Origin of the sequence: Pontimicrobium sp. IMCC45349 (assembly GCF_047219225.1) — a bacterium.
Classification (GTDB): Bacteria; Bacteroidota; Bacteroidia; order Flavobacteriales; family Flavobacteriaceae; genus IMCC45349.
In genome coordinates, this window is the sequence record NZ_CP178208.1 from 2,481,766 (window position 1) to 2,508,333 (window position 26,568).

At 31.0% G+C, this 26,568-nt stretch carries 20 protein-coding genes and 1 other RNA gene; 6 read left to right on the top strand and 15 right to left on the bottom strand.

Annotated elements, in window-relative coordinates; translation table 11 throughout:
- Position 1: 1 nt before the first annotated feature.
- Genes ACLII3_RS11590 through ACLII3_RS11600 form a run of 3 tightly spaced genes read right to left on the bottom strand, consistent with a single transcriptional unit; the run spans position 2 to position 2,919 of the window.
- Positions 2–1,213, bottom strand: coding sequence for a DUF4350 domain-containing protein (locus tag ACLII3_RS11590; protein ID WP_412984396.1), 1,212 nt, complete (start codon positions 1,211–1,213; stop codon positions 2–4).
- Positions 1,213–1,935, bottom strand: a complete 723-nt coding sequence (locus ACLII3_RS11595) for a hypothetical protein (protein WP_412984397.1) — start codon at positions 1,933–1,935, stop codon at positions 1,213–1,215. Before ACLII3_RS11595 ends, ACLII3_RS11590 begins: the two co-directional genes overlap by 1 nt.
- Positions 1,936–2,919, bottom strand: a complete 984-nt coding sequence (locus ACLII3_RS11600; protein WP_412984398.1) for a stage II sporulation protein M — start codon at positions 2,917–2,919, stop codon at positions 1,936–1,938. It lies immediately after the preceding gene.
- Between the two features lie 24 nt (positions 2,920–2,943).
- On the opposite strand from ACLII3_RS11600, the gene ACLII3_RS11605 reads away from it, so the two are divergent.
- A complete protein-coding gene (locus ACLII3_RS11605) occupies positions 2,944–3,663 on the top strand; it encodes an RDD family protein (RefSeq protein ID WP_412984399.1) in 720 nt (239 codons plus the stop codon).
- Positions 3,663–4,259, top strand: coding sequence for a trimeric intracellular cation channel family protein (locus ACLII3_RS11610; protein ID WP_412984400.1), 597 nt, complete (start codon positions 3,663–3,665; stop codon positions 4,257–4,259). Before ACLII3_RS11605 ends, ACLII3_RS11610 begins: the two co-directional genes overlap by 1 nt.
- Before the next feature lie 75 nt (positions 4,260–4,334).
- On the opposite strand, the gene ACLII3_RS11615 is transcribed toward ACLII3_RS11610, so the two are convergent.
- The 6 genes from ACLII3_RS11615 to ssrA form a co-directional block, all read right to left on the bottom strand.
- Positions 4,335–6,755, bottom strand: coding sequence for a helix-turn-helix domain-containing protein (locus ACLII3_RS11615; protein ID WP_412984401.1), 2,421 nt, complete (start codon positions 6,753–6,755; stop codon positions 4,335–4,337).
- 32 nt (positions 6,756–6,787) lie between these two features.
- Positions 6,788–7,516 carry a nitroreductase family protein gene (locus tag ACLII3_RS11620; protein ID WP_412984402.1) on the bottom strand — a complete coding sequence of 243 codons (729 nt, stop codon included), beginning with the start codon at positions 7,514–7,516 and terminating at the stop codon, positions 6,788–6,790.
- A gap of 78 nt (positions 7,517–7,594) precedes the next feature.
- Positions 7,595–8,038: a DinB family protein gene (locus ACLII3_RS11625; RefSeq protein ID WP_412984403.1), complete on the bottom strand. Its 444-nt coding sequence runs from the start codon at positions 8,036–8,038 to the stop codon at positions 7,595–7,597.
- Between the two features lie 91 nt (positions 8,039–8,129).
- Positions 8,130–8,513 carry a hypothetical protein gene (locus tag ACLII3_RS11630; protein WP_412984404.1) on the bottom strand — a complete coding sequence of 128 codons (384 nt, stop codon included), beginning with the start codon at positions 8,511–8,513 and terminating at the stop codon, positions 8,130–8,132.
- Positions 8,514–8,673: 160 nt separating this feature from the next.
- Positions 8,674–9,030, bottom strand: coding sequence for a hypothetical protein (locus tag ACLII3_RS11635; protein ID WP_412984405.1), 357 nt, complete (start codon positions 9,028–9,030; stop codon positions 8,674–8,676).
- A 312-nt stretch (positions 9,031–9,342) separates the two neighbouring features.
- Positions 9,343–9,739, bottom strand: a transfer-messenger RNA (tmRNA) gene (gene ssrA, locus ACLII3_RS11640).
- A 138-nt stretch (positions 9,740–9,877) separates the two neighbouring features.
- Between ssrA and ACLII3_RS11645 the strand changes: the two genes are divergently transcribed.
- Positions 9,878–11,083 carry an NAD(P)-dependent oxidoreductase gene (locus tag ACLII3_RS11645; protein ID WP_412984406.1) on the top strand — a complete coding sequence of 402 codons (1,206 nt, stop codon included), beginning with the start codon at positions 9,878–9,880 and terminating at the stop codon, positions 11,081–11,083.
- Positions 11,084–11,162: 79 nt separating this feature from the next.
- Here the strand turns inward: ACLII3_RS11645 and ACLII3_RS11650 are convergent, their stop codons facing one another.
- The 3 genes from ACLII3_RS11650 to lysA all read right to left on the bottom strand — a co-directional run bounded on the left by ACLII3_RS11650 (position 11,163) and on the right by lysA (position 13,865).
- A complete protein-coding gene (locus tag ACLII3_RS11650; RefSeq protein ID WP_412984407.1) occupies positions 11,163–11,354 on the bottom strand; it encodes a cold-shock protein in 192 nt (63 codons plus the stop codon).
- 96 nt (positions 11,355–11,450) lie between these two features.
- On the bottom strand, positions 11,451–12,593 hold the full coding sequence (locus tag ACLII3_RS11655) for a serine hydrolase (protein WP_412984408.1): 1,143 nt from the start codon (positions 12,591–12,593) through the stop codon (positions 11,451–11,453).
- A 66-nt stretch (positions 12,594–12,659) separates the two neighbouring features.
- Positions 12,660–13,865 carry a diaminopimelate decarboxylase gene (gene lysA / locus ACLII3_RS11660; RefSeq protein ID WP_412984409.1) on the bottom strand — a complete coding sequence of 402 codons (1,206 nt, stop codon included), beginning with the start codon at positions 13,863–13,865 and terminating at the stop codon, positions 12,660–12,662.
- Positions 13,866–14,058: 193 nt separating this feature from the next.
- Between lysA and sucC the strand changes: the two genes are divergently transcribed.
- The 3 genes from sucC to ACLII3_RS11675 all read left to right on the top strand — a co-directional run bounded on the left by sucC (position 14,059) and on the right by ACLII3_RS11675 (position 16,489).
- Positions 14,059–15,252 (top strand): ADP-forming succinate--CoA ligase subunit beta, encoded by a 1,194-nt coding sequence (gene sucC / locus ACLII3_RS11665; RefSeq protein WP_412984410.1) that lies wholly within the window; start codon positions 14,059–14,061, stop codon positions 15,250–15,252.
- Positions 15,253–15,442: 190 nt separating this feature from the next.
- The gene (locus ACLII3_RS11670) at positions 15,443–15,781 is read left to right on the top strand and encodes a hypothetical protein (protein ID WP_412984411.1); all 339 of its coding nucleotides are present in this window, start codon (positions 15,443–15,445) and stop codon (positions 15,779–15,781) included.
- A gap of 306 nt (positions 15,782–16,087) precedes the next feature.
- The gene (locus tag ACLII3_RS11675; protein WP_412984412.1) at positions 16,088–16,489 is read left to right on the top strand and encodes a TerB family tellurite resistance protein; all 402 of its coding nucleotides are present in this window, start codon (positions 16,088–16,090) and stop codon (positions 16,487–16,489) included.
- Here ACLII3_RS11675 and uvrB read toward each other — a convergent pair.
- From uvrB to ACLII3_RS11690, 3 genes are all read right to left on the bottom strand, one after another.
- Positions 16,486–18,486, bottom strand: a complete 2,001-nt coding sequence (uvrB, locus tag ACLII3_RS11680; protein WP_412984413.1) for an excinuclease ABC subunit UvrB — start codon at positions 18,484–18,486, stop codon at positions 16,486–16,488. The genes ACLII3_RS11675 and uvrB overlap by 4 nt on opposite strands.
- A 19-nt stretch (positions 18,487–18,505) precedes the next feature.
- Positions 18,506–20,845 carry a choice-of-anchor L domain-containing protein gene (locus ACLII3_RS11685; RefSeq protein ID WP_412984414.1) on the bottom strand — a complete coding sequence of 780 codons (2,340 nt, stop codon included), beginning with the start codon at positions 20,843–20,845 and terminating at the stop codon, positions 18,506–18,508.
- Between the two features lie 69 nt (positions 20,846–20,914).
- Positions 20,915–26,545 (bottom strand): choice-of-anchor L domain-containing protein, encoded by a 5,631-nt coding sequence (locus ACLII3_RS11690; protein WP_412984415.1) that lies wholly within the window; start codon positions 26,543–26,545, stop codon positions 20,915–20,917.
- Positions 26,546–26,568: the final 23 nt, after the last annotated feature.

Below are 26,568 nucleotides of genomic sequence, written 5' to 3' on the forward strand. Positions count from 1 at the left end.
ATTATTTAGAATAAAATGCTTCAATATGTCTGTTTAAATTAACTAGGTTTTCTTCAAAAAACTCATTTTTTGAATCAAGCCAGTTGATGTAATTTATTAGCTTTATTATTACATCTTTCTTTTTTCCAGATTTTAAAGATAAACGTTCAATAAAATCTTCGTCAAGTACAGAGGTGTCTAAGTTGTACTCTGTTCTAATCTTTTCTAGAAAGTAAGTGATTTTTTTATCGATAAGATTTTTATAATCTTGAGTTTCGAAATATAAGTTTGAGATTGTTTTTACAAAACCTAAAGAAGTGTTTTCTAATGGTTTTATTATTTTAATAATACGTTGTCTACGTTTAGCATTAAATACAGCAAAAATTAACGCAAAAAGTATTGCTAAATACCAAGCCCATTTAAATGCTTGTTGATCTAAAAACCAATCGTAGTTTGATTCTTTTTCGGCGTCACCATAATAAGAATTGTAAATTTTTGAATAAGAATCGAAATATAAATTTTCATTTGGTAAATAGCTTAAAACGCCTTCAACATGTTTATAATGCTCATTTTTTAGTATATGGTAATTGGTGAATACTTTTGGGTTTAAGTGAAAATAAAAGGCACCATCACCATGCATCATTTTAATAAAGTTTGGACGTTCATCATTTTCAGACGCATATCCTAAAACTTTAATGTTTGGATTGTCAACATCTCTAAAAAAGAAATCACCATCGCTTTTGTCTATTATAGTTTTTCTATTTGTTAGAAGATTGTTTTTAAAACGATATCTCGAAATACTATCTTTTTTGTTAAGAAGGTAATCTACATCTAAGTTTAAAGTGTCTGATAAGACCTCTGGTGGATAGAAATCTGAAATAAATACTGTGTTACCATTACTTGCAAAAATCATTAACTCTTCAATGTCTGAATAATCTAAATAGTCAGAGTTTCCAATAATCATAAAAGTCCCTTCGGCTACATGCTCACCATATCCATCTTCAGAGTTTGCATACAAGTAAGTACTAGGAGTGTAGTATACTGTTCTTACTTTGTTGTCTTTATAAAGTTTGGGTAATTCTTTATAAAGCACACTTACACCATAAGGTTTATTACTTTTTTCGTTAAAGGATTCTTCCCAATCAATAATGCGTGATTTTCCAATATTAGTAAGCGCCACAATTACAATTACTAGAACCACAATTATTATTGCTATGATACTATTATTCTTCATTAACCAATTTTTTTAATTAATGATTGAAAATTGCGCTTTGCTAATTGGTATTGCATTTTGGTTATTATAAACTCACCATACCAAGTGTAGTTATAAACGTAAAGTATTTTAGAAAACTTAGTTTTTATGTCTAGAGATTGAATTTCGTTTAAATATTCGGAGTTCGTTTTGTCGTCTTCAACTTCTATCATTTTTTTAAGACTCAATGATTTTAAAACCAATAAGTAATAATATCTAACAGCCAATCTATAATCGTTATTGTTTTCTGCTTTAGTAATTAACGAATTAAAGTCGTTAGGATTTGCTGTCTCAATATTTAAAGATTGGTAATCCTTAATTGATTTATTTTTATTACTTGATTTAAACCAACTGTCATTCCCATTATTAAGTATGGTGTAAACTAAAAACACTATACCTAGAACCAAGAAAATAACAAAGAGCCACCAAACACTGTCCATAGTAAAACTACTTCCAGAGTTGTTGTTTTCTCTTATTTTTATTTTATCCTCGTTTTGATAGTCTGTACTATAACTACCACTACCATTAGGTGTTTTGTTTGTAACCTTTTTTCCTTCGTAATTAAATTTATCATTGTCATAACGCTCTTTAAAATCTTCGTCAAAAGTTTTTTCGTGAACGATATCTTGCGCATTACTACTTAAACAAATAAGTAATAAGACAGAGAATAAACAATATTTAATATGATTTAGGTTAACGTTCATTTAAGGTTTAAAAGCTAATATTTTTGAGGTTTGTTGTTTATTAACTTTAAAAGGGTAGATAAGGTAATAATAACTAATTAAAGCTAGTGTTGTAAGTATAATTCCAACAGATAAGAAATTAGGCATAACATTAGAATATCTTGTAATAAATCCTTCTAAAAAGCCAGCAGCAAATGTGAATGGAAATGTGCTTATTAAAATTTTTACTCCAATTTTAGCACCTTTTTTAAAAGAAGTAAATCTTGAATGTGTACCTGGAAATAAAATACTTGCCCCAAGAATAAGTCCAGCAGCAGCCTCAATAACTATGGCAAAAATCTCCATAGCACCATGAATCCAAATACCTCGTACACTTTCCCAAAATACATCTTTTTCGTAAAAAAAGTATTGAAAAGACCCTAACATAACACAGTTTTCAAATAATACCCAAATTGTACCAACACCACCAAATACACCTAAAACAAAGGACAGAATTCCTACTCTAAGGTTATTAACAGTTATACCAATAAAGCTTCCCCAATTACTGCCACTTTTATAAATAGCAACAGGGTCGCCATTTTCAATATTTTCTAATGTTTGATTTACATAACTATCTCCAACTACTGTTCTTAAAAATTCGGCATTATTTGCGGCAGAAATAACTCCAATAAATGTAAATGTGAAAAAAATAGCAAAGGCTATGTAAATAAACTTTCTGTATTTATAAGTTATAAGTGGGACTTCAGTTTTCCAAAAGGTAATAATACGATTTGTATCCTCAGTTTTATTCTTATAAATCTTATTATAAGTTTTAACTGCTAACTGGTTTAGGTAAATGGTAATCTTACTTTTAGGGTAATATGTTTGTGCGTAAGATAGGTCGTTTATCAGCTTTATATATTGAGAAGCTAGCTCATCTGGATCTTTTACTGTATTATTAGCAATAGTCTTTTCAAAACTTAACCATTTTTCTTTATTTTGTTTTATAAAAGCAACTTCTCTCATTCCGTTGTTAAATTAAAAAAGAATATGTCAGAGATACAAATTAACACTACCCAAAATGTAAAAATAAATTTTACAGCTGCTGGAGTAGGTGAACGTTTATTAGCTTTTGTAATAGACACCGTAATAAAAATAGGATATCTCTATATAGCAGGATGGATTTTTGATGCTTTTGATAACATGGATAGTTGGTCTCAAATAGCGATTAATTCTTTATTAAGTTTGCCAGTAATGTTTTATTCTTTGGTTTTAGAATCTCTTTTAGGAGGACAAACCATTGGTAAGCTAGTTATGAAAATTAAGGTGGTTAAAATAGATGGTTATCAAACAACATTTTCTGATTTTGTAGTGCGTTGGTTTTTTAGGATAGCAGACATCTATATTTTTGGACTTGGTTTTTTTGTTATTATCTTTTCAAAAAATGGACAACGTATTGGAGATATGGCAGCAGGTACTTCTGTAATATTATTAAAAGACAAAGTGAATATTGGCCATACCATTCTTGAAAACTTAAAACAAGATTATAAGCCAACATATCCAACAGTTATTAAGCTTTCTGATAATGATGCTCGTATTATTAAGGAAACGTTTGTCAATGCACGTAAGACTGATGATTATAAAACTTTAATTAAACTTAGAGATAAGATTATTGAGGTTGCTGAAATTAAAAATGTAAAGCATAGTGTTGATAAAGAGTTTATTGATGTTATTTTAAAAGATTATAATTACTACACACAAAACATGTAATGTTTTATACTATTGATATTTTAGGAACCATCGCTTTTGCTATTTCTGGTGTTTTAGTAGCTACTCATAAAAAACTGGACTTATTTGGCATATTAATTATTGCTTTTGTTACAGCAATAGGAGGTGGTACTATTAGAGATGTATTGATTGGTCAAACACCTGTTGGCTGGATGAAAGACATGAATTTTACGTATGCTATTATAGCGTCTGCTGTGTTTGCTATTGTGTTTAGAAGTAAAATAAACTACTTAAGAACCTCTTTGTTTTTATTTGATACTATTGGTATTGGATTATATACTGTTGTAGGAATTGAAAAAGGATTGAGTGCCGAATTACATCCAATTATTTGTGTTGCTCTTGGTACAATTTCAGCTTGTTTTGGAGGTGTAATTCGTGATATTTTATGTAATGAAATTCCAGTGATTTTTAGAAAAGAAATTTATGCTACTGCATGTATTTTAGGAGGAATATCTTATTTTATAATTAGACAATTACCAATTGAAGGCGACTTTGTATTTGTTATAGCTGGACTAGTGGTAATTATTACCAGATTAGTTGCTGTAAAGTTTAAAATTAGTTTACCAAGTATTTACTAAAAATTAATTCTTTTACCGTCGTAAAGTATAAAAATGGTATCTTGAAAAGTTGTTATAAATGAAACGTAATTATAATTACGCGGTTTTATTTAGCCAAGCCAAAATCATACGTAGTTCTCCCCAAGAATAGTCGTCACCCAAAATATCTTTCACTTCGCTTAAACGTTCATAACCAGCAGAATTAATCAAGCGTTTAGCTTTTTCAAGTTTCTTTTGTGGAATGAGATCTGTAATGTCCAATTCACCTTCCGAAATATAATGAGCCAAATGACTTTCAATAGTTCCAATCACTAAATTGCGCTTTTCAGCAATTTCTTCAATAGATAAGCCACTTTTAAACAATTCATAAGTCACTTGTTTGGTGTTGACCTTGGGCTTGATAAGTTCGGGTTCCTCTTCCTCAATTTCAATATTGTTGAGTTTGCAATAGTCTTTGATGAGGTCTAAAATCTCTTCGCCATATTTTTGCACACGAATTTTTCCCATACCACTAATCTTGCGTAATTGCTTGGGTGTGGTTGGTAAAACATCACAGATTTCATAGAGTGATTTTTGTGTGAATACTTGAAAGTGATTCACATTTTCGGTCATAGCAATAGTATCTCTCAAATAACGTAGTTCTTCAAACAGATCTTGATGTGTAAGATTCACTTTCACTGAAGATTTTCGTTTTTGCTTTGGTTCTTCTAAGCTTGCTTTAGCACGAACTTTTAAAAACTGAGTGGTAGCAAAGGTATCGTCTAAATGCTCAAAACAATACAGTTTTTCAATCAGCTTTTGATCGAGTGTTTGCAGCTGTTTTTTGAGGTCTTTTTCTACTTGTTTATTATCTGTAGTGTATTGAATTCTATCTAAAGGCGTTTTGATAAAATTCTGGGTTTGAGTTTTAAAATAGCTTAAGCCTTTTTGGTAACGCTCTTGTATAGTATCATCGGTTTCAATAGTATCAATATCCTGACTTAATTGCTGAAGTTGCGCTTTAAATCCATTAGCAACTTTGAGCAGCGGAATAACACCTTGATCTTTAATGGTGTTTAAAGGTTCAATCATTGTGCCTTCAATCGCAGTTTGGTTGCTGTAATAAATGTCAATTAAACGTTGTACAGGACGCAAAAAGTCATGAAAATTGAACAATGCCGCAATCAGATTTAGTTGGAACTGCTTTTTGGATTGTTCTAAATCTTTAGTCGTAGGTTCGTTCTCTTCCACATATTGATTAAAGGCATCCACAGTATTATCATTAACAATACTTGTGTCGGTAATTGGTGTTTTTAAAACCATACCTTCTAAGGTCTTGCAACGACTCAAAGCCACATAGGTTTGTCCATGCACAAAAGACGCTTCGGCATCAATAATAGCATGATCAAAGGTTAAACCTTGACTTTTATGAATGGTAATTGCCCAAGCCAATCTCAATGGCACTTGTGTATACGAACCTTCAAGCACTTCAGTGATTTCTTGAGTGTCTTTATTGAGATTGTATTTGATGTTTTCCCAAGTTTCAACATCCGCTTCAATGATATCATCTTCAGCACATTTTACAGTAACACTATCTTGTTGTAAAGCCGTTATGGTTCCGATTTTACCATTGTAATAGCGTTTTTCAAAAGAGCTATCGTTTTTAATAAACATCACTTGAGCACCTAATTTAAGTTCTAGATGTTCATCATTTGGAAAGTTCTTTTCGCTAAAGTTTTGATAAATCTCAGCCGTATAAACGCGCATTTTGGTATCAAGCGCATCCAGTTTACTTTGGTTGATCTTGTCCGCTTTTCTATTGTGTGTTGTTAAGGTGATATAACCTGCGTTTTCCTTAGGTTCAAAATTGGGTTGGTATCTGTCGTTTAATATCTTTAGAGACGCTTCAGACAAGGTGTTGTGTCGCACTTCATTTAATACCGAAATAAACGCTTCATTCTGCTGACGGTAAATATGCTTCAACTCAATATTGATAGGTTGCGACTGCTGATAGGCTTTACTGCTAAAGAAAAATGCATTTTGATAATGACTTTTGAGCAGTTGCCATTCATCTGGACGAATCACAGGTGCTAATTGCTGCAAATCTCCAATCATTAATACCTGAGCGCCACCAAATACTTTGTTACGATCTTTATATCTGCGTAAGACATCATCAATACCATCTAACACATCGGCACGTACCATACTAATTTCATCAATAATCACAAGGTCTAAAGACTTAATAATATCAATCTTGGTCTTGCTGAACTTACGTTGAATACGGTCGGAATATGGACTTTGAGTGTTGGGTATAATTGGCCCAAAAGGCAATTGAAAAAAGGAATGAATAGTCACGCCTTTAGCATTAATTGCAGCTACACCAGTTGGAGCAACCACTACCATTCTTTTTAAAGACTCGGATTTTATACGATGTAAAAAAGTGGTTTTTCCTGTACCAGCTTTTCCAGTTAAAAATACATTTCTATCTGTATTTTCAATAAAGTTATAAGCGAGTTCAAGTGCCTTGTTTTGTTGCATATCTATATAATGAGGTCTAGTAAGTAACGAAGTTAGATTTTATAATAAACATCTTCAAAAGGAACCCTAAACCTAGGACCATAAATACCTTTGTCTTCTCTAATTCCACAACCAATTATCATGTTTATTTCGGCACTTGATGGTATATTTAATATGTTTTTAACCCTTAAAGTGTCACTGCCTTCCATAGGACAAGTATCATAGCCAATAGCAGCCATACTTATCATAAAGTTTTGCGCAGCTAATCCAGCGCTTTTATGAGCTACTATACGCATATCACTTTGGCGAACTTGTCTATAAATGGGCTTAAATAATCCAACAATTTGAAAAACAATAAACTTTATAAAACCAAAGATTCCTAAAAAGTCAGCATAGACAGTTGGGATTAACTTTTTGTAATAATTAGTGGCCATTGTTTTACGCTTTTGTAAATGAGACTCAAGATTTGGTTTATCAAAAGCAGTATTTAAAAAGGCTATGTTTGCTTTGGCTCTTTTACGCCATAAATCTTTTCTAGCAACAATAACAACTAATTGTTGTGCTGTTTTGGCTGCGTTTTGATTAAAACAAGCTTTAGATAATTCTTTAATTTTATCTTTATTAGTAATATGGTAAAACTCCCAAAGTTGTAAGTTTGAACTTGTTGGAGCTAAAGCTGCATTTTCAAGACATTGTTTTACTTTTTGAGCGTCAATAGGCTCATTTTTATAAACTCTACATGAACGTCTATATGCAATTGCTTCACTAACTGTTTTTTCCATATTCTTTTTTTATAAATATAGTAAAAACAAAATGTTAGTAGAGGTTGACTTTTGTTTGAAAGGTTATTATTATCAATTTTAGGCCATTATTTGTTTTAAGTGGTGTTCTAAATGCTCTACATAATCTTTTATTAAAAATCTTAAGTTTGTAATTGTATCTTTTTCTAGTTTAACTTTATAGTGAAGTGTTTTCTCTGTTTGATTTTTTATTATAAAAATAATTCGAGTATTAATAGCTTTCCAAAACTCCGCAAGAGCTGTTGTATCTGAGTTTTGATAATTATTTATCTTAACTAATTCATTTTGATTGTATTTTTTAATTGAGTAAGGTTTATTATTAAATTGAATTTCTGTAAACCTTTGAAGGTTGTTAACTCCAGAGTCAATTAAATGTCCTAGAATTTCTTTCTTAGACCATTTTTTAGCAGATACTTTATAACTCAATTCAGCTTCAGAAGCTTGAGCTATATATTCTAATCCGTCAAACAATAATTGTTCAAGTTTATTTACTGTTTCTGTCATTTTTATGTAGGAATCGTAAGCCGAGTAAATATACACAATGTTTTGAATTGTAAATAAATAGCAATAGATTATAGCCATTATTGGCAATAATTTATTCCCAACCTTTACGCATTTTCCAAACAAAAACTCTATCGTTTTTGTCCTCTATAAACTCAATTTCAGTGTTGGATTTATACTTAATGGTATAATTCCACTTAATACTATCCCTCTTTGAAATTAATCGATTATCTTCTTTTAATTCCCACGTAAACATTCCTTCAACATGAGTAGTTAATCCAGTTTTGTCTTTGTAAAATTCAAACCCAATTAATTCTCCTGCAGTTGGAGGATTTTCATAAACTTGTCCGTCTATAATAACTTCTCCACGATACATTGTCCATTTACCAAGTAAATCACTTTCATTAAAGTTCTTTTCTTTTTGAACACAAGAAGTTATTAATGTTGTTAGAATGAGTATTAAAAGATTTTTGTACATGAAGCAGATCCTTTTAAATTATTGACAACGGTTTGGGTATGAGCAGTGGCTCAATCACCGATGTTGTTTTTATTTAATTGTTTGTATTTCATCTTTGATTTTCGCTTGAAAGCCAGGTTAGAGCCATTGATTATACCCGTTGTTGGCGTGTCGTTATTTTTTACCAACTCAAGCAGAACCTATTATCTCCATCTTCTCTATCAATTTCCATGGAGCCTTGTTCTGCCCCATAGGTCCAATGTCCAGTAAACCTTAAATTAATCGGATTTGTACTATTCGTTATCTGCAAATTGCTAATTTTCCAAATTCTCGTTGATTCGTAACCTTCCGTGTTCCGAGTATCTGTATCTAAAGTCCATTTCACCTTACCATGTTCAATTAGTGAAATGATAGGAGACAAAGTATCATTCCGATTCTCTAAAATCAATTTACCTCCTTCTGATAATTCAAAATACTGTGACGTTTCAGTTAATTCAATTTGATCAACCAATACTGCTTCAAACGGTCCATCATCCATTCCGCATCCAACATTGAACATATGCCATACTAAACCATAAAGAATTAAATACCCAGCAAGCCAAACTCCTGCAACAATTCCAATTCCAATTAATATTCTTTTGAAAATTTTGTTCATTTTTCAATGCACGCCAACGTATGAATATACTCCCTAGGGAGTATATTTTTATTATATATACCTAGAATTATTTTCTAGTTTGTTTGTATAAAGTTATAAAAATGTAGAGATTTTATTACATGATTACTGAAATTGTCACCTAATTTGTCTACTAAAAAATAAAACCCTTGTAAATATAGTGTTTTACAAGGGTTTTTGTGGAGTCGGAGGGAATCGAACCCTCGTCCAAACAAGCTACCAAAGTGCTTTCTACACGCTTAGTTTTTAATTGGTTTTCGATAATAAGCTGACTAAAAACTGCCTACTTAAAACTTAGCTTCTTAAGTTTCGAATTTTTATCGAAGCACTAAAAATTCTAGGTTTACTTTTACGATGCCTCTAAGTAGAACGCCATAAACCAAGGCTTTCAAGAGACATTTAGCTTACACACCTTGTGTGCCGAGGCTTGAACTTACTATAATTCAGTTATTAAGCAGCTAAAGCGTAGTTATTCTCGCCGTTTAAAATTTGACATAGCCTTTAACGCGTTTCAATGTCATAACGCGACGTGCTTACAGTTTAACAGATCTCGCTGTCAAAACCAGTCGACCCCATTTTATTCTAAATCATTATTAGAATTATATTTAAAAAGAACGTCCTTTTTCTCAAAAGGATTGCGAAGTTACAAAAAAAGTTGTGCATACGCTTAAATCCTATTATTTTCGTGCAAAATCTATACCAAGACAATTTTATGAAATTTGCAATTATTAAAGAGCGTAAAAATCCGCCAGATCGTCGTGTTGTATTTTCTCCTGAAAAACTTGCTGAAGCTAAAGCTAAATTTCCCGAAGCAAAATTTAAAATAGAAACGTCTGATATTAGAATTTTTTCAGACAAACAATATCAAGATGAAGGGTTTGAAGTGACTGCCGATGTTAGTGATTGCGATGTAATGCTTGGTGTAAAAGAAGTGCCTGTTGAGGCTTTAATTCCTAATAAAAAATATTTTTATTTTTCTCATACTATAAAAAAGCAACCTTATAATAGAAAGCTGTTAAAAGCAATGCTAAGTAAGAATATTGAAATGTATGATCATGAAACGATTGTGCGTGAAAATAATTCGAGATTAATTGGTTTTGGTCGCTATGCTGGTTTAGTTGGTGCTTATAATGGGTTGCGAGCATTGGGATTAAGAGATGGTATTTTTAATTTACCAAAAGTTGAGCATTTACCAGATTTAAATGCTGTAAAAGCAGAACTTGATAAAATTACTTTGCCAAATATTAAAATACTACTTACTGGTACTGGAAAAGTTGCTCTTGGAGCTAAAGAAATCTTAGACCATTTAAAGATTAAAGAAGTTAGTGATACTTTATATTTAACTTCTGAGTTTTCTGAGCCTGTGTACTGTAGAGCAGATGTTATGGAGTACAATAAGAGAACTGACGGTAAGGCTGGAGATAAATATGAGTTTTATAAGGATCCAAGTGGTTATGAAAGTAATTTTATGCCTTATGCTAAGGTTACCGATTTTTTTATAGCTGGACATTTTTATGGCGATGGCGCACCATACTTATTTACAAGAGAGGATGCTAAGCATCCAGATTTTAAAATCAATTTAGTAGCAGATGTATCTTGTGATATTGATGGTCCAGTAGCGAGTACTATTAAACCTTCAACTATTGCAGACCCATTTTATGGATATAATCCACAAACTGAAGAAGAAGTGGCTTATAATGCTGAAGGCGCAATTACAGTTATGGCTGTAGATAATTTGCCTTGTGAATTGCCAAAAGATGCTAGTGAAGGATTTGGTGATGCATTTTTAGAGTATGTAATTCCTGCATTTTATAATGGAGATAAAGATGGTATTTTAGAAAGAGCAAAAATGACAGAGAATGGGAAGCTTACACCACGTTATACTTACTTACAAGATTATGTTGACGGAAAAGAGTAATGAATAATATTTATAGATAAAGAAAAAGCCTATCAATTATTGATAGGCTTTTTTAGTTCTAAAAAAATAATGCTGTATATTAAATAACTTTAACGTTTACTGCGTTCATTCCTTTTTTACCTTCTTTTAATTCAAACTCTACAGTATCACCTTGTCTAATTTCGTCAACTAAACCAGAGATGTGTACAAAGTACTCTGTGTTTGAACCTTCTTCTGTAATGAAACCAAAACCTTTGGTGTCATTGAAAAATTTTACTGTTCCTGTGTTCACTATAATAATAATTTAATGTGGTAAAGGTAGTGTTAATAAATTGGCTTTTAGGTTTTTTAATCATTAATTTTCAGTAAAGTTTTAATTAGTGAATTATCAATTAGTTTTTGTGTTAATTAAATACTGGTGTAATTCTCTGCCAAATAAGGCTAGAAAAGGAATGCCAATACTTTCATACTCATAATTATTGTCGTTGTAAACTTTATTAGAATTTACATGTATGGTGGCTGATAATATATATTCAATTTCATGTTTAGTGTCTTTTATATAAGCACAATCGGTTAAATAACCATATGCATATCCTACTTTATTATAAATTTTAATATGTTCAGGGATTTTTTTCTTAGAGTCACCAAACAAAAAGAATTTCACATAACCATCATAGTACTCTTTGGGATCATAACCTACTTCTCTAGGCAATAATGCCATTGATTTAATAATAAAATTGCGTTGTTTTTCATTAAGTTTAAATTGTTCCTCAACGCTATATTTTTCTGGAAACATTAAGCGTTTCATAACATTGTGTTGGGTGGTTAGTGGGTAGTAGTTTTTTTTAGAAAAATCCATTGGTTTATTTATTAACGAGTCATTTTTATAAAACCCAATCCCTTTTTTTAGTTTAGATAAATTAAGCGCTTTTATTGCGTTGTTTTGTATTGATTTTGTTGTAATAAATGTTGAATCGTTTTGTCTAAATTCAAGTGGCTTTGTTTTTAAATTATATGCGTTTTTAGTAGATAGTCTATGCGATATTTTAACAGGTGTAAGTCCTTTGCTGTTTAATGAATTATTTATGAAGTCGCTTCCTAAATACTCATAAAGTCTATTATAAGTATCATTACTACTTACAGCAAAAATATCTGTAATGTCTTTCCTAAAAGATGTAATCAAGGTATCTCCTTTAATATTAAAAGGTGTATCAAGAGTAATGTTTTTTTGTTGGTTTATTTTTTCTAAAGCTAATATAGAGACAGGAAGTTTCACTGTACTTGCAGGATAAAAATAATTGCTGTCATTAACATGATATTGATAATCTTCAAAAATAACTGTGCTGTTATTTCTGTTAATTTTAGTTAGCATTATTTGTAATTCATGGTTGTCTGCATTATTTGCTACTGTTCTTATTATTTCTTTTTCTGATTGTAGTACTTTTTCTATAAGATTAAATGTATGCTTCTTGCTTTTACAACTAAAAATAAGAAGTAATGTTAGTGTTAGTGTTAGTTGAATATATTTCACGTAAATAATGGTTAGTTATTTACTAAAGATAAAAAAAAGCACCAAGTATATTTGATGCTTAATGAGTTAAAATGATATTTCAATTTGATTTTTTAAGAGGTCTTCAAAAGTTTCTCGTTTTCTAATTAAATGCGCTTTGTTGTTATACCAAAGCACTTCAGCAGGTCTATAACGTGAATTGTAATTACTAGACATATTAAAGCAATAAGCACCAGCATTTTTGAATGCTAAAATATCACCTTCGGTAATTTCATTTATTCTTCTATTATTAGCAAAAGTGTCTGTTTCGCAAATATAACCTACAACTGAGTAAAAACGTTGATTGCCTTTAGGGTTAGAAATATTTTCAATTTCATGACGTGATCCATAAAGCATTGGTCTAATCAAATGATTAAAACCTGTGTCTACTTGAGCGAATACTGTTGAGGTAGTTTGTTTTATAGAGTTTACTTTTGTTAAAAAATATCCCGATTCTGATACCAAAAATTTGCCTGGTTCAAAGGCAAGTGTTAGTTCCTTACCATAGTTTTTACAAAAAGTTTTAAAACGTGTGGTTAATTTTTTTCCAAATTCTTCAATATTTGTTTCTATGTCGCCTTCTTTATAAGGTACCTTAAAACCAGAACCAAAATCAATAAATTCTAGGTTGTCAAAATGTTTAGCTGTATTAAATAATATTTCGCTAGCATAAAGAAATACATCAATGTCTAATATGTCACTTCCTGTATGCATATGCACTCCATTTATTTTCATTTTGGTGTTTTCTACTATTCTTAAAATATGTGGAATTTGATGAATGGAAATGCCAAATTTTGAATCAATATGTCCCACAGATATATTAGTATTTCCTCCAGCCATAACATGTGGATTTATTCTAATACAAACTGGAATCTTAGGATGTTTTGAACCAAATTGTTCTAATATTGCTAGATTATCAATGTTAATTTGAACACCAAGTTTAGCAACTTCTTCTATTTCTGTTAGTGATACACCATTAGGTGTGAAAATAATATCATTGGCTTTAAAACCTGCATGTAACCCTAGTTTTACTTCTTGAATAGAAACTGTATCTAGTCCAGCTCCTAAAGAATTGATAAACTTTAATATAGATACATTGGTTAATGCTTTTGCAGCATAATTTACTTTTAATTTTTTTACTTTATCAAAAGCATTGGTTAGGCGTTTATATTGTGATTCAATTTTCTGAGCATTATACACATAAAGTGGGCTTCCGTATTCATTTGCTATTTTTAATAATTGTTGCTGTTGCATAACCAAAAATTTTTTCAAAGGTATTTTTTTGAGAGTAGATAAAAATTAAACAATCCTATAATTACATATTTTAAACAAGTTGTTAATTATATAACAATCAATCTAAAATAGATGTACTTTTTCATAATTAAATATTAGGGTAAGTAAATGTGATTATTTACTTTTGTCACACAAAAATTTTACTTTTAATAAGATGAATTTACACGAATATCAAGGAAAAGAATTATTAAGCAGCTTTGGCGTACGTATTCAACGTGGTATTGTTGCACAAAATGCTGACGAAGCGGTTGAAGCAGCAAAAAAATTAACTGAAGAAACTGGTACAGGTTGGCACGTTATAAAAGCACAAGTTCATGCTGGTGGACGTGGTAAAGGTGGTGGAGTTAAGCTTGCTAAAAATTTAGACGAGGTTAAAACTATTGCTGGAGATATTATTGGAATGGACTTAGTAACACCTCAAACTTCTGCTGAAGGTAAGCGTGTACACCAAGTTTTAGTAGCTGAAGATGTATATTACCCTGGAGATTCTGAACCAGAAGAATATTATATGTCAGTTCTTTTAAATAGAAGCAATGGACGTAATATGATTATGTATTCTACTGAAGGTGGAATGGATATTGAAACTGTAGCTGAAGAAACACCACATTTAATCTTTACAGAAGAAATTGATCCTGCAACAGGAATTTTACCTTTTCAAGCTCGTAAAGTAGCTTTTAATTTAGGATTATCTGGAGCAGCATTTAAAGACATGACAAAGTTTGTAACGTCATTATATACTGCTTATGTAAAGTCTGATTCATCTTTATTTGAAATTAATCCTGTATTAAAAACAAGTGATGATAAAATAATGGCAGTAGATGCTAAAGTTACTTTAGATGACAATGCTTTATTTAGACATAAAGATTTAGCTGAATTACGTGATTTACGTGAAGAAAATCCAATTGAAGTTGAAGCTGGTGCATTAGGTCTTAACTATGTAGATTTAGATGGTAATGTTGGATGTATGGTTAATGGTGCTGGATTAGCAATGGCAACTATGGATTTAATTAAGCAAGCTGGAGGTGATCCTGCTAACTTCTTAGATGTTGGAGGAACTGCTGATGCTGCTAGAGTAGAGGCTGCATTTAGAATTATCCTTAAAGATCCTAATGTAAAAGCTATATTAATCAATATTTTTGGAGGTATTGTAAGATGTGATCGTGTTGCTCAAGGTGTAGTTGATGCTTACAAGAATATGGGTGATGCTATTCAAGTTCCAATTATTGTACGTTTACAAGGTACAAATGCTGACATCGCTAAAGAATTAATAGACAGTTCTGGTCTTGATGTACAAAGTGCAGTTGAGTTCCAAGAAGCTGCTGATAAGGTACAAGCAGTTTTAGCGTAAGACTAAAAAATAATATTTTAAAGAAGGGCAACCCATAAAGTTGCTCTTTTTTTATGAATATTCTCTAAATAATTGAAATGTTAAAAATGTATTAATAAATGTTAAGTTTTATTAATTGGTGTAACAAATAGAAAAATATACAGTCTATAAGGTATCAATCAATTTTACAATCAATTTAAAACGAACAATTATGAGACATTTAAAAACATTATTATTAGTTGCTGTTTTTGCTTTTAGTGGAACAGTTTTAGCTAGTAACACAAATGATGCAGTACAACCTGTAGAACTTTCAGAAGAAATTAGTGAATTATTAAAAGACCCTTACTTCACATTAAAAGACGAAGTAGTTACTAAGGTTACTTTTATGTTAAACAAAGACAATGAAATGGTTGTTTTGGATGTAGATTCGGATGAGAATTTAGTAGAGAAATTTATTAAAAGTAGATTGAATTACAAAGAATTACCATCGGCTTACAAAACAAACTATAAGAAATTTATTGTTCCAGTGAGGTTACAACCTGGACAGTAAACAATTAATTATTTTATTAATTAATGTTAGTCACGAAAACTCTCAAGGATACTTGAGAGTTTTTTATTTCATTTAATTTATCCTATTTAGATCTTTAACTTTTAGAGTTTGAGTTTAGTTTAATTTGATATTTTTAGTTCTGAATGTAAAATACTGAAAATCAAATCATTGCATTTTTATTTCGTATAAACGTAGTATAATTTCGATAAACTCCCAACAATTTTTCGACGAGCTACAAATTATGGTGGATTATAAATATATTAATCTGTGTAATTTTATACTGTAATTAATTAATCCCTTACCGCAATGATAAATCGTGTTGAAAAGTTGAGTTTACTGTCAGAGATGATAGCATTTGCGAGAATTGATAATAGCTTAAAAGATATAGAGTATAATTTTCTTCTTGGAGTTGCTAAACAACTTCAAATAACAAGAGAAGATTTTGATTATTTATTGGACAATCCAGTGACACATGTACATTTAAAATCGCATAGCGAACGTATTGTGCAGTTTCATAGATTGGTTTTATTGATGAATTTAGATAAAGAAATTCCAGTAAAAGAACTTGTGAGACTTCATAATTTTGGACTTAGGATGGGTTTAAGTCATGAGTCAATAAATAAGGTATTAGACTTAATGGAAAGTTTTCCTAATAAAATGGTACCACCAGATTTCTTAATTGATATCTTTAAGGTACAGTACAACTAAATTAGTTCTTCAAGCTTACTTTGGTAAGCTTTTATTTTATCTCTTAATTGAGCAGCAAGCATAAAATCTAGATCTTTTGCGGCTGCTTCCATTTGTTTTCTGGTATCTCGTATTTTTTTCTCTAATTCAGCTTTATTTAAATAGTCACTTTCTGGCTCTGCAGCTTTTAGTGCTTCTTGTTCGTAATAGTAACTACTAACTGAGTTTTGTGTTAATGCATTGTCTAAACTTTTATTTAAAGCCTTAGGAGTAATATTGTTTTGAGTATTATAGTTTATTTGTTTTTCTCTTCTATAATTGGTTTCATCTATTGTTTTTTGCATGCTTTTAGTAATCTTATCTGCATACATAATAGCTTTTCCGTTTAAGTTACGAGCAGCTCTACCAACGGTTTGAGTTAAAGATCTTGCTGAACGTAAAAAACCTTCTTTATCAGCATCTAGTATAGCTACTAAAGACACCTCAGGTAAATCTAGGCCTTCTCTTAATAAGTTAACACCAACTAATACGTCAAATAAGCCTTTACGTAAATCTTGCATGATTTCTACACGCTCTAAAGTATCTACATCACTATGTATATAGCGTACTCTAATTTGTATTCTTGCTAAATATTTGGTGAGTTCTTCAGCCATACGTTTAGTTAGCGTAGTTACTAAAGTACGTTCGTCTTTTTCAACACGAACTTGAATTTCTTCAATTAAATCATCAATTTGATTTAAACTTGGACGTACCTCAATTATAGGGTCTAATAATCCTGTAGGACGAATCACTTGCTCTACATAAACTCCATCGGTTTTTTCTAATTCGTAATCAGAAGGTGTTGCACTTACATAAATAACCTGATTTTGTAAAGCTTCAAACTCTTCGAATTTTAAAGGTCTATTATCCATGGCTGCTGGTAAACGGAAACCATATTCTACTAAGTTTTCTTTACGACTACGATCACCGCCATACATGGCATGAACTTGTGAAATAGTCACATGACTTTCATCAACTACCATTAGATAATCGTCTGGAAAATAGTCTAATAAACAGAAAGGTCTTGTTCCTGGATTTCTACCATCCAAATATCTTGAGTAATTTTCAATTCCTGAACAATAACCTAATTCACGTATCATTTCCAAGTCAAACTCAGTACGTTCTTTTAGTCTTTTTGCTTCAAGGTGTTTCCCTATTTCTTTAAAGTAATCATGTTGTTTTACTAAATCGTCCTGAATATCTTTAATAGCATTTTGTAAAACTTCAGAAGATGTCACAAACATATTGGCTGGATAGATATTTAGTCTATCATATTTTTCAATGACTTCGTTGGTATTGATATTAAATGCTTCAATATCTTCAATTTCATCACCAAAAAAGTGAACTCTAAAGGCATTATCAGCATAACTAGGGAAAATGTCTACTGTATCACCTTTTATTCTAAAATTACCATGATTAAATTCAGCTTCAGTACGTGAGTATAAACTTTGTACCAAACGATGTAAAAGTTGTGTTCTAGAAATAATTTGGTCTCGCTCTATAGAAATGACATTTTTTTGAAACTCAACTGGATTTCCGATACCATACAAGCAAGAAACTGAGGCAACAACTAGTACGTCTCTTCTTCCAGAGAGTAGAGAAGAGGTTGCACTTAAACGCAGTTTTTCTATTTCTTCGTTAATAGACAAATCTTTCTCTATATAAGTACCTGTAACTGGAAGGTAAGCTTCAGGTTGGTAATAATCGTAATATGAGACAAAATATTCTACAGCATTATCTGGGAAAAATTGCTTGAACTCTGAATATAATTGAGCAGCAAGCGTTTTATTATGTGCTAATACTAAAGTTGGTCTTTGTACTTCTTGTATAACATTTGCAACAGTAAATGTTTTTCCAGAACCAGTTACACCCAATAGTGTTTGATATCGTTCGTTAGAAGTTATACCATCTGCTAACTGTTTAATAGCATTTGGTTGGTCACCTGTAGGATTAAATTCTGATTCAATTTTAAAGCGCATAATGACAAATCTAAGTTAATCATCGCACTAGTGCAAAATGTCCACGATATTCTTTGCCATCAGCAAAAGTTACTATAAACCAATAATCGTCTGAAGGCAATGCTTCACCATTAAAAGTACCATTCCAACCAGAAGTTTGATTGTTTAAAGTACTTATAAGCTTACCATAACGATTAAAAATAATAACGTTTGTTCCTAAATGAAATTCAGAGCTTATACCATTTACATGCCAAGTGTCTTTATAGGTGTCGTCATTAGGTGTGAAGTATTTAGGAAACCCTCTAACCGAAATTATTTGTTCAACTATACCACAACCAATTTTGTCACGTACATAAACTGTATGAAAACCAGAAGGAATATTTTCAAAATAGTTACTATCCTGATATGGACCATTGCTATTGTTTAGAGCAAATTCGTAATTTCCTTCACCAGATACTTCAATAGTGATATTATTGTTAACGGATAAATCTTCAACTATAACATTGTCTATAGTAGCTATATTAGAAGATGTTACTACAATACTTCTGGAGTTAGAACATCCATTAGGATCGGTAACAGTAACAGTGTAAGTTCCAGGTTCGTTAACCTCAATAAAAGACATGTTTTCTCCAGTATTCCATGAATAGTAATAATTACTAGGTGAATCATTTAAAACACCACCATAGAGTGTTATTGTTTCAGGATAGTTGTTTAAACAATAGTATATTGGGTTGTCGGAAGTAATATCGTCTTCTAGTACTGGTGTATAAAGTACTACTAATTCAATTTCTGCTAATGCATAACATTGATTATTGTGCATTACTTGCGTAAAAATGGTCTGATTATGAGGAATGTTATTTGTGTAATTTCCTCCAGTTAAATTATTACCTAGATAAACATCTTCTAAGGTTTCATAAAATAGTATTGAAGCATCCTGAGGGACTAAAGTTGCTATTTCAGCTTGAATATTTGTTAAGTTGAAATTTGTAAATCCATCTACTAAATCATCATCACAAGTTGTAAAAGGATTTGTGTATAAATTATTGTAGGCCGCTTGTAATTGTAATTCAGCAATAGCGTAACAGCTAAAACTATTTTCTACACGTGCATAAACAGTTTGGTTAGGACTTGTATTTTCAAAATAACTTGGGTCTGCTATTGGATTCAAGTTTTGATTAGCATCATTTTCATTGATAAAAAAACCAGAGACTTGTAGTAAGTCATCATTATTGGTAATGTCTTGAACAGCATCCCAAAGGTTATAGACTGTGAAATTATCTTGGTCAATATCACAATCAATTAAAACGGAATCAAAAACTAGTGGGTCGTCAGCATATTCAATAATTACTTCACCATAAGCAACACAGTCGTCTAAAATAGTTACTTCAACAGAATAAGTTCCAGGTTCTGATACAGTATAGTAACCACAATTAAAACAATTAGGTGTGCTAGTTTGTAAAACACCATCTTTATACCAATCGTACGAGCTTAAAACAGGTTGATTAGCATCAAGGGTTAAGGTTTCATCTTGACAAAGAGGATTGTTTGTAGCAATTAATCTATCTGGACCTAAATCAGTAGAGAGTTGAAAACTTCCAGCTTCTAAAAAAACAGCAGAATCATATCTATAATTAAACTCATCAGCAATTACTAGTTTAACATGGTACACTTCGTTAGGAACAATATCTGCAGTAGCAGTTAAAATAGCAGTTTGCCCATTAAAATTAATGGGAGCATTATTGTCATTCCAACTTCCAAAGTATTGTTCGTTTTGTGCTTCACAACCGTTAGGGATTTCTGGATGAACAGTTGTTACTTTTACTGGAGTTTGTGTGTTTGGAACTAATGCTATGTTTTGATATTGATTTGTGTTTTCGGGTTTAATAAGAAAACCAAACAAATCTGAATATTGGCAAGTACTTGAATCACCTTCTTGATACTCCTCTGAAGCAAAAATGTATCTAAAGCTAATTTGGTCTGCAATAGCAGTAAAATTAAACTCTATAATTGTTGCGTTAAGAGTATTACTTTCATCTAAAATATTTTCTAAGTCATTATCTCCATTCCAGTTTGGAGCGTCATCATCACTTAAACTATTGTTTGGACCTTCTACATTACTTAACCGACCAGTACTTAGAACTATTCCATTTTGAAATGGAAATGTAGAACCTGTAGCATCAAAATAACCATAACTTTGATCAGTATTTTCAAAATTTCCTCCTATCACATTTGTAACAACTACATTTTCAATGCAATCACTATCAATAAGAATATCTTCTATTAATTGTTGAGGTGTATATGTTTGACTATCAACTGTAACATTTTGACTAAATGCTATAATTGAAAAAAGACATATAAAGATTTGAAATAGATGCTTCATTTACAATTTTTCCGACTGCAAATATACGCATACAATACTAGTTTTAAATTCAAAAAAGTGTTAAAGATACTAACGCCTTAAAGCAAAATGTCCTTTAACTTCAAATTGAATATCATCTTTTTTAACATGAGCTACAAACCAGTAGTCAGCAGCAGGCATTAACTCACCATTATATGTTCCATCCCAACCTTGAGAAGAAGAGCTTAAGTAAGCTAATTGTTTGCCATATCTATCAAAAATTTGAATAGTAGTTCCAGGAAGTGTTTCAACTCCAATGATATGCCAAGTGTCAAAATAGCCATCGTTATTAGGTGTCATAAATTTAGGAGCATCAACAACAACAACTTCTTTAGTAACTTGAGCACAACCATTAAGATCAATAATAGTAATGGTATGATAACCAAGTGTTACATTTTCGAAGATACTTGATTCTTGAGGTTCACCATCATCAAGGATATATAGGTAGTTCCCAATTCCAGAGATTGTAAGTATAATATTATTAGGGTCAGAGAAGTCTAAAACTTCAGTTACTTCAATAGTAGCAGCCTCTGATTCAATAACGTTAAAATGCGTAGTAGTTTCGCAACCACTAGGAGAAGTAACAGTTACCCAATAAGTGCCAATTGAATCAATTTCAATTTCAGAAGCTGTTTCATTAGTAGACCAAAGGTAAGTATCACCATTTACTAATTCACCAGCAAAAACAGTTAACGGTAAATTGTCTAAACAAATAACTTGGTCAGGTATTTCTACCAATGGTTTTCTATTTACATGAGTTACAAATTGTGTAGTGTCAAAACAACCAGTAGTATTGTTTTCTACTCTTACATAAATAGTTTGCTGATCAAAGGCTTGATAACTAACATTAGAAACAGGGTTAGTACCTTCTAAAGCTTCTACTTCTAATTCATGATAAGTTACTGTAAATTGATTAGGGTTTTGACCTCCAAGAATAATACTAGTTTGTTGTCCTAGGTTAAAATCTAATAAGAAATTATAATCATCATCACAGGCATATAAATCGTTAGGTGTATTTGCTATTGGATTAGGATTTACAATAAGGTTAAATGAAGCAATGGCAAAACAGTTAGAAGTATTAATTTCTGATCTTACAAAAATGGTTTCACTAGTACCATTGTAAGTATAGATATTATCTAAAGCGTTTTGTTGATTTTCAGCATCATTATAACTTAAATAGTAAGTTGTAGTAACATTAGTGGTATTATTAATTAATAACTCAGTAGCATTATTGAAATCAAAAGTATCAGCGTCATTATCACATATTTCAATGTTAGGAATATCGTTAATTACAGGAGGTAATAATACGTTTAACTCTAAAGGAACTGACCAATAACATTGTGCTGTAGTATTGTAAACTTTTATAAATACTGTTTGAGGGTTAGATATGTTTGTATAGTTAGTTGGGTTGGCAATGATATTTGTATTATTATCAAGATCTTCCATGGAGTTGAAGTAAGTAATAATTATATCATTATCTATCACTGGAAATAAATCGGTTTCACTATTAGTAAGGTCAAAAGTTGTAATACTATCATAATCGATATCACAATTATACATTGGTTGTGGTACTTCAGGATGAGGGTTTACAATAAGTGAAAATGAAGTAATGCTATAGCAACCAGTTATGTTATTTTCAATACGTACATATATGGTTTGGTTGTCTTGACCTTGATAAGGACTAACAAGCGCATTATTGTTGTTATTTGCATTCGCATCTGAATCATGATAAGACACAGTAAATGTATTAGAATCTTGAGTTCCAAGAACAGCATTGGTTTGGGCATCTAGATTAAACTCAGCAATAGCATCATTAGTGTCATCATCACAAGCTTCAATATCATTTGGTTGATTGGCTATTGGTAGTGGGTTTACTATTAAGTTAAATGATGAAATGGCAAAGCACGAAGTAATAGTATTATCGGCTCTTATGTATATGGTATCGCTATTAGATGTGTAATTATAAGTTGTGCTTATTTCATTTTGTTGATTTTCAGCATCAATAAATGATAAATAGTACGCAACATTTACATTGGTTAAATCATCTATTAAAATCGTAGTTGCTATGTTTAAATCGTATGAATCTACCTCATTATCACAAGTTTCTATATTTGGTAAATTGTTAATAGTAGGAGGAAGGTTAACTTCTAACTCAAGAGGCACTATGGCGTAACAACTAGAAATAGTATTGGTAACTTTTACAAATACTGTTTGTGGATTAGCAATATTATTATAATTATCAGGATTAGAGATTACATTGTTATCCGCGTTTAAGTCATCTTCGGTTTCAAAATAAGTAATAACAATATCATCATTTCTAACGTCTAGTATTTCAAACTCAGAAACTGTTAAGTCAAAACTAGAAACTCCATCATAATCATTGTCACAGGTAATAATTGTAGAAGGAAGGTTAACTTCTGGTACTTGCACAACATTTAAGCCAAATTCTGCAATACCATAACAGTATGTACCATTATCAATTCTTGCAAAAACTTGTTGAGGATTATCAATATTAGTATAGTTTAAGTCAATAAAATTCTGAAGATTTTCAGCATCATTTAAGTTTGTGTAAAAGGTAATTGTTAAGTTTTCAGGACTTCCTTGAGATATTTCAGTTACTTTTTCTTCCAAATCAAATTCAGCAAATCCATCATTAGAAATATCATCACATATTAAATAATTGGTAGGCGGATTAAATATAGGAATAGACCCTACAAGTAAATTAAATGATGAGGTTCCGTAGCAATCGCTATCTGTTAGGTTTTCTACTCTTACGTATATAATCTGTGGACTTGACGTATTGTTGTATATATTGTTTTTATCAATAATATTGGTTCTATTATCTGCATCATTTTGGGTTTCGAAGTATAAAACTTGTTTTCCTGTTTGACCATTTAATATTTCTGCATCTTTTTGGACTAGTAAAAAATCAGCTATAGAATTACCGTCGGTTTCGCAATTTTCATAATCTGAAATTGGAGTGAACATAGGTAATGTATTAACAATAATATTTATTTGTATTGTAGCATAACAACCTGTGATATCACTTTCAATTCTTGTATAAATGGTTTCTGTTGAAGCATTATAAGCTGCTATATTATTTATTGAATTATTATCGTTGTTTACATCATTTATATTATTATAGAAACTAATAGTTAAATCGGTTGTGTTTGTTGTAATCTCTGGGATTATATTATTCAAGTTTATAATTGAAAAGCCATCTTGGTCATTATCACAAATAACAATATCATTAGGAGTGGAAACTGTTGGAGCAGGAATTACATTAATTTCTATGGGAGTTGTATCATAGCAACTTGAATTGCTATATTTAACTCTAGCATAGAGTGTTTGAGGATTGTTATTGTTTGTAAAATTGTTAGGTAAAGGGTTTATATTGTTTATTGCATCTGTTTCAGAAATGTGGTATTGAACAAAAGCATTGTTTATGCCATTTAATATTGTATTATCAAAAGAAGATAAATCTATTGATGTAACCCCATCATCATTGGTATCACAATAATCTAATATAGGTACTGGTTGAAGCACTAAAGGCGGATTGATTATTAAATCAATTTGGGTTGTGTAAATACAATCGGGTGTTTCTATTTGTAGATAGATAGTATGAGGACTGTTAGTGACTGTATATGATATATTATTATCTAAAGGGTTTGAGTTATTATTTAAGTCGTCTTCAGTTTCATAAAAAGTAATGATAACATTTTCTAGATCATTTATGATGCTTTCTGCTATGTAAATTAAGTCAAAATCAGAAATTCCATCACCACTTTCATCATCACAATTATAAAAGTTGCGTATGTTTGTTCCAGTTGCTAAAAGGTTTGTATGCAAATCTAAAGAAACTACTGTAGCACAACCTGTAATGTCGTCCACAATTCTTACATAAACTGTTTGAACGTTTTCTACAATGTTTTGATAGTTGGTTTCATCTGCTATTGGATTGTCACCAGTTTCAGCATCTTCATAAGTTTCATGGAAAGTAGTACTAACACCTGTTAATCCTTGTAGAATGTCATTGATAGAGGTTGTTAAGTCAAAGTTTGTAAATCCATCATCATCGTTATCACAACCATTTATAGGTTCTGGATCTATATTAACTACTGGTCTATCTATTACTGTTATTGATAGTGTCGTTATGCTATGGCAACCAGTATTTGGATCTTCAACTCTTATATGTAAAGTTTCATTAGGGTTTGAGTTTACATAATCCGAAGGAATTTGATTAATGCCATTATCGGCATCGTTTTGAGAATAATGGTATGAAACAATTAATGAATTGTCTCCTTGTGTTACCTCATTATTTATAGTTGAAAGGTCTATGTTAGTAGAACCATCTGCAGCTCCATCATCACAAAGTACTATTGGAGTTGGAGTTGAAATATTTGGTAAAGGGTTTACTATTAAATTAAATTCAGCATAAGATAGACATCCACTATTTGTGTCTTCAATTCTAACAAAAATAGTTTGTGGATTACTGGTGTTTTGAATTACTCCTGTTATAGCATTAGAGTTGTTTTGAGATTCATTACTTGAATAATGATAGGTCACATCGTAAGTTGAAGGAGGTAATAACGATATAATTTCATTAGATTTTGTTGATAAATCAAAGGATTCTATCTCATCTGCACTTGTGTCATCACATTGTTCGTAGTTAGTAACATCTCCAATAGGTTGCTCAGAATTTAGTGAAATGTTTATAGTGTCTTCAATAATACAATCCATATTATTTAAAGGAATAGAAATTTCTACACGATATTCACCAGTCTGTGTCACGTTTAGTGTACTATTATTTTCTCCAACAAGTAAGTTGTTGTCTTGATACCAAGAATATGTCGCTAATGGATTTTGAATATCACCATTAATTGTATAACTAGTTGCACAGGTACTAACATCTGGACCTAAATCTACACTAGGATTAAAGCTATTACCTTGAATAAAAACTGCTGAATCGTAGTTTTCATCAGTTTGATCAGCAATTACTAATTTAATATGGTATTGCACGTTTGGTTGTATTGCTGCAGTAGCAGTTAATACTGTTGTTCTTCCATTGTAATTAGTGTCTCCCATGGAGTAACCATCAAAATAATTGTCATTTTCTGCTTCGCAAAAACCAGCAATTGCATCATGTATTGTATTAGTATTTACAGGAATGTTTGTTCCAGGGATTATAGCAATATTAACATAAGGGTTATTGGTGCCAGCTTCTTTTATTAAAAATGCAAAACCATCTGAGTATTCACAAGGAAAATTTCCAAAGTACTCTTCTGAAGCTAGTATGTAATTAAATTGAATTAAGTTTGAAATTGAAATAAAATCAAACTCAATAGAAGTTGCATTAAAAGTGTTAGTTATTCCTAAAGCAGTTTCTAAATCACTATCAGTTCCCCAGTTATCTTCACCATCATTTAGTATATTGACGTTGGTAGTATTTCCACCTGAATTAGCATTTCCTGTGGTTAATACAATACCATCTTCAAAAGGAAAGTTTGACAATTCTCGGTTAAAATAGCCATAGCTTGAAAAGCCATTCACACTACCATTAATTTGTGATGTAATGTTTGATACTTCAACACAACCTTGAATTAAATTATTTTCTATTAAGTCTTGGGGAGATACTGTATTGTCAACTGATATTATTTGAGAATTAATAGAGTGAAAACTCATCAAAAATAATATGCTAACGAGGG

Bases quoted from the DNA above. Each gene is read 5' to 3' on its own strand.
- uvrB (WP_412984413.1), bottom strand. From the start codon at position 18,486: ATGCGCTTTAAAATTGAATCAGAATTTAATCCTACAGGTGACCAACCA.
- ACLII3_RS11595 (WP_412984397.1), bottom strand. From the start codon at position 1,935: ATGAACGTTAACCTAAATCATATTAAATATTGTTTATTCTCTGTCTTA.
- lysA (WP_412984409.1), bottom strand. From the start codon at position 13,865: ATGCAACAGCAACAATTATTAAAAATAGCAAATGAATACGGAAGCCCA.
- ACLII3_RS11590 (WP_412984396.1), bottom strand. From the start codon at position 1,213: ATGAAGAATAATAGTATCATAGCAATAATAATTGTGGTTCTAGTAATT.
- ACLII3_RS11685 (WP_412984414.1), bottom strand. From the start codon at position 20,845: ATGAAGCATCTATTTCAAATCTTTATATGTCTTTTTTCAATTATAGCA.
- ACLII3_RS11605 (WP_412984399.1), top strand. From the start codon at position 2,944: ATGTCAGAGATACAAATTAACACTACCCAAAATGTAAAAATAAATTTT.
- ACLII3_RS11625 (WP_412984403.1), bottom strand. From the start codon at position 8,038: ATGACAGAAACAGTAAATAAACTTGAACAATTATTGTTTGACGGATTA.
- ACLII3_RS11690 (WP_412984415.1), bottom strand. From the start codon at position 26,545: ATGAGTTTTCACTCTATTAATTCTCAAATAATATCAGTTGACAATACA.
- ACLII3_RS11670 (WP_412984411.1), top strand. From the start codon at position 15,443: ATGAGACATTTAAAAACATTATTATTAGTTGCTGTTTTTGCTTTTAGT.
- ACLII3_RS11610 (WP_412984400.1), top strand. From the start codon at position 3,663: ATGTTTTATACTATTGATATTTTAGGAACCATCGCTTTTGCTATTTCT.
- ACLII3_RS11675 (WP_412984412.1), top strand. From the start codon at position 16,088: ATGATAAATCGTGTTGAAAAGTTGAGTTTACTGTCAGAGATGATAGCA.
- sucC (WP_412984410.1), top strand. From the start codon at position 14,059: ATGAATTTACACGAATATCAAGGAAAAGAATTATTAAGCAGCTTTGGC.
- ACLII3_RS11645 (WP_412984406.1), top strand. From the start codon at position 9,878: ATGAAATTTGCAATTATTAAAGAGCGTAAAAATCCGCCAGATCGTCGT.
- ACLII3_RS11620 (WP_412984402.1), bottom strand. From the start codon at position 7,516: ATGGAAAAAACAGTTAGTGAAGCAATTGCATATAGACGTTCATGTAGA.
- ACLII3_RS11600 (WP_412984398.1), bottom strand. From the start codon at position 2,919: ATGAGAGAAGTTGCTTTTATAAAACAAAATAAAGAAAAATGGTTAAGT.
- ACLII3_RS11635 (WP_412984405.1), bottom strand. From the start codon at position 9,030: ATGGATGATGGACCGTTTGAAGCAGTATTGGTTGATCAAATTGAATTA.
- ACLII3_RS11615 (WP_412984401.1), bottom strand. From the start codon at position 6,755: ATGCAACAAAACAAGGCACTTGAACTCGCTTATAACTTTATTGAAAAT.
- ACLII3_RS11630 (WP_412984404.1), bottom strand. From the start codon at position 8,513: ATGTACAAAAATCTTTTAATACTCATTCTAACAACATTAATAACTTCT.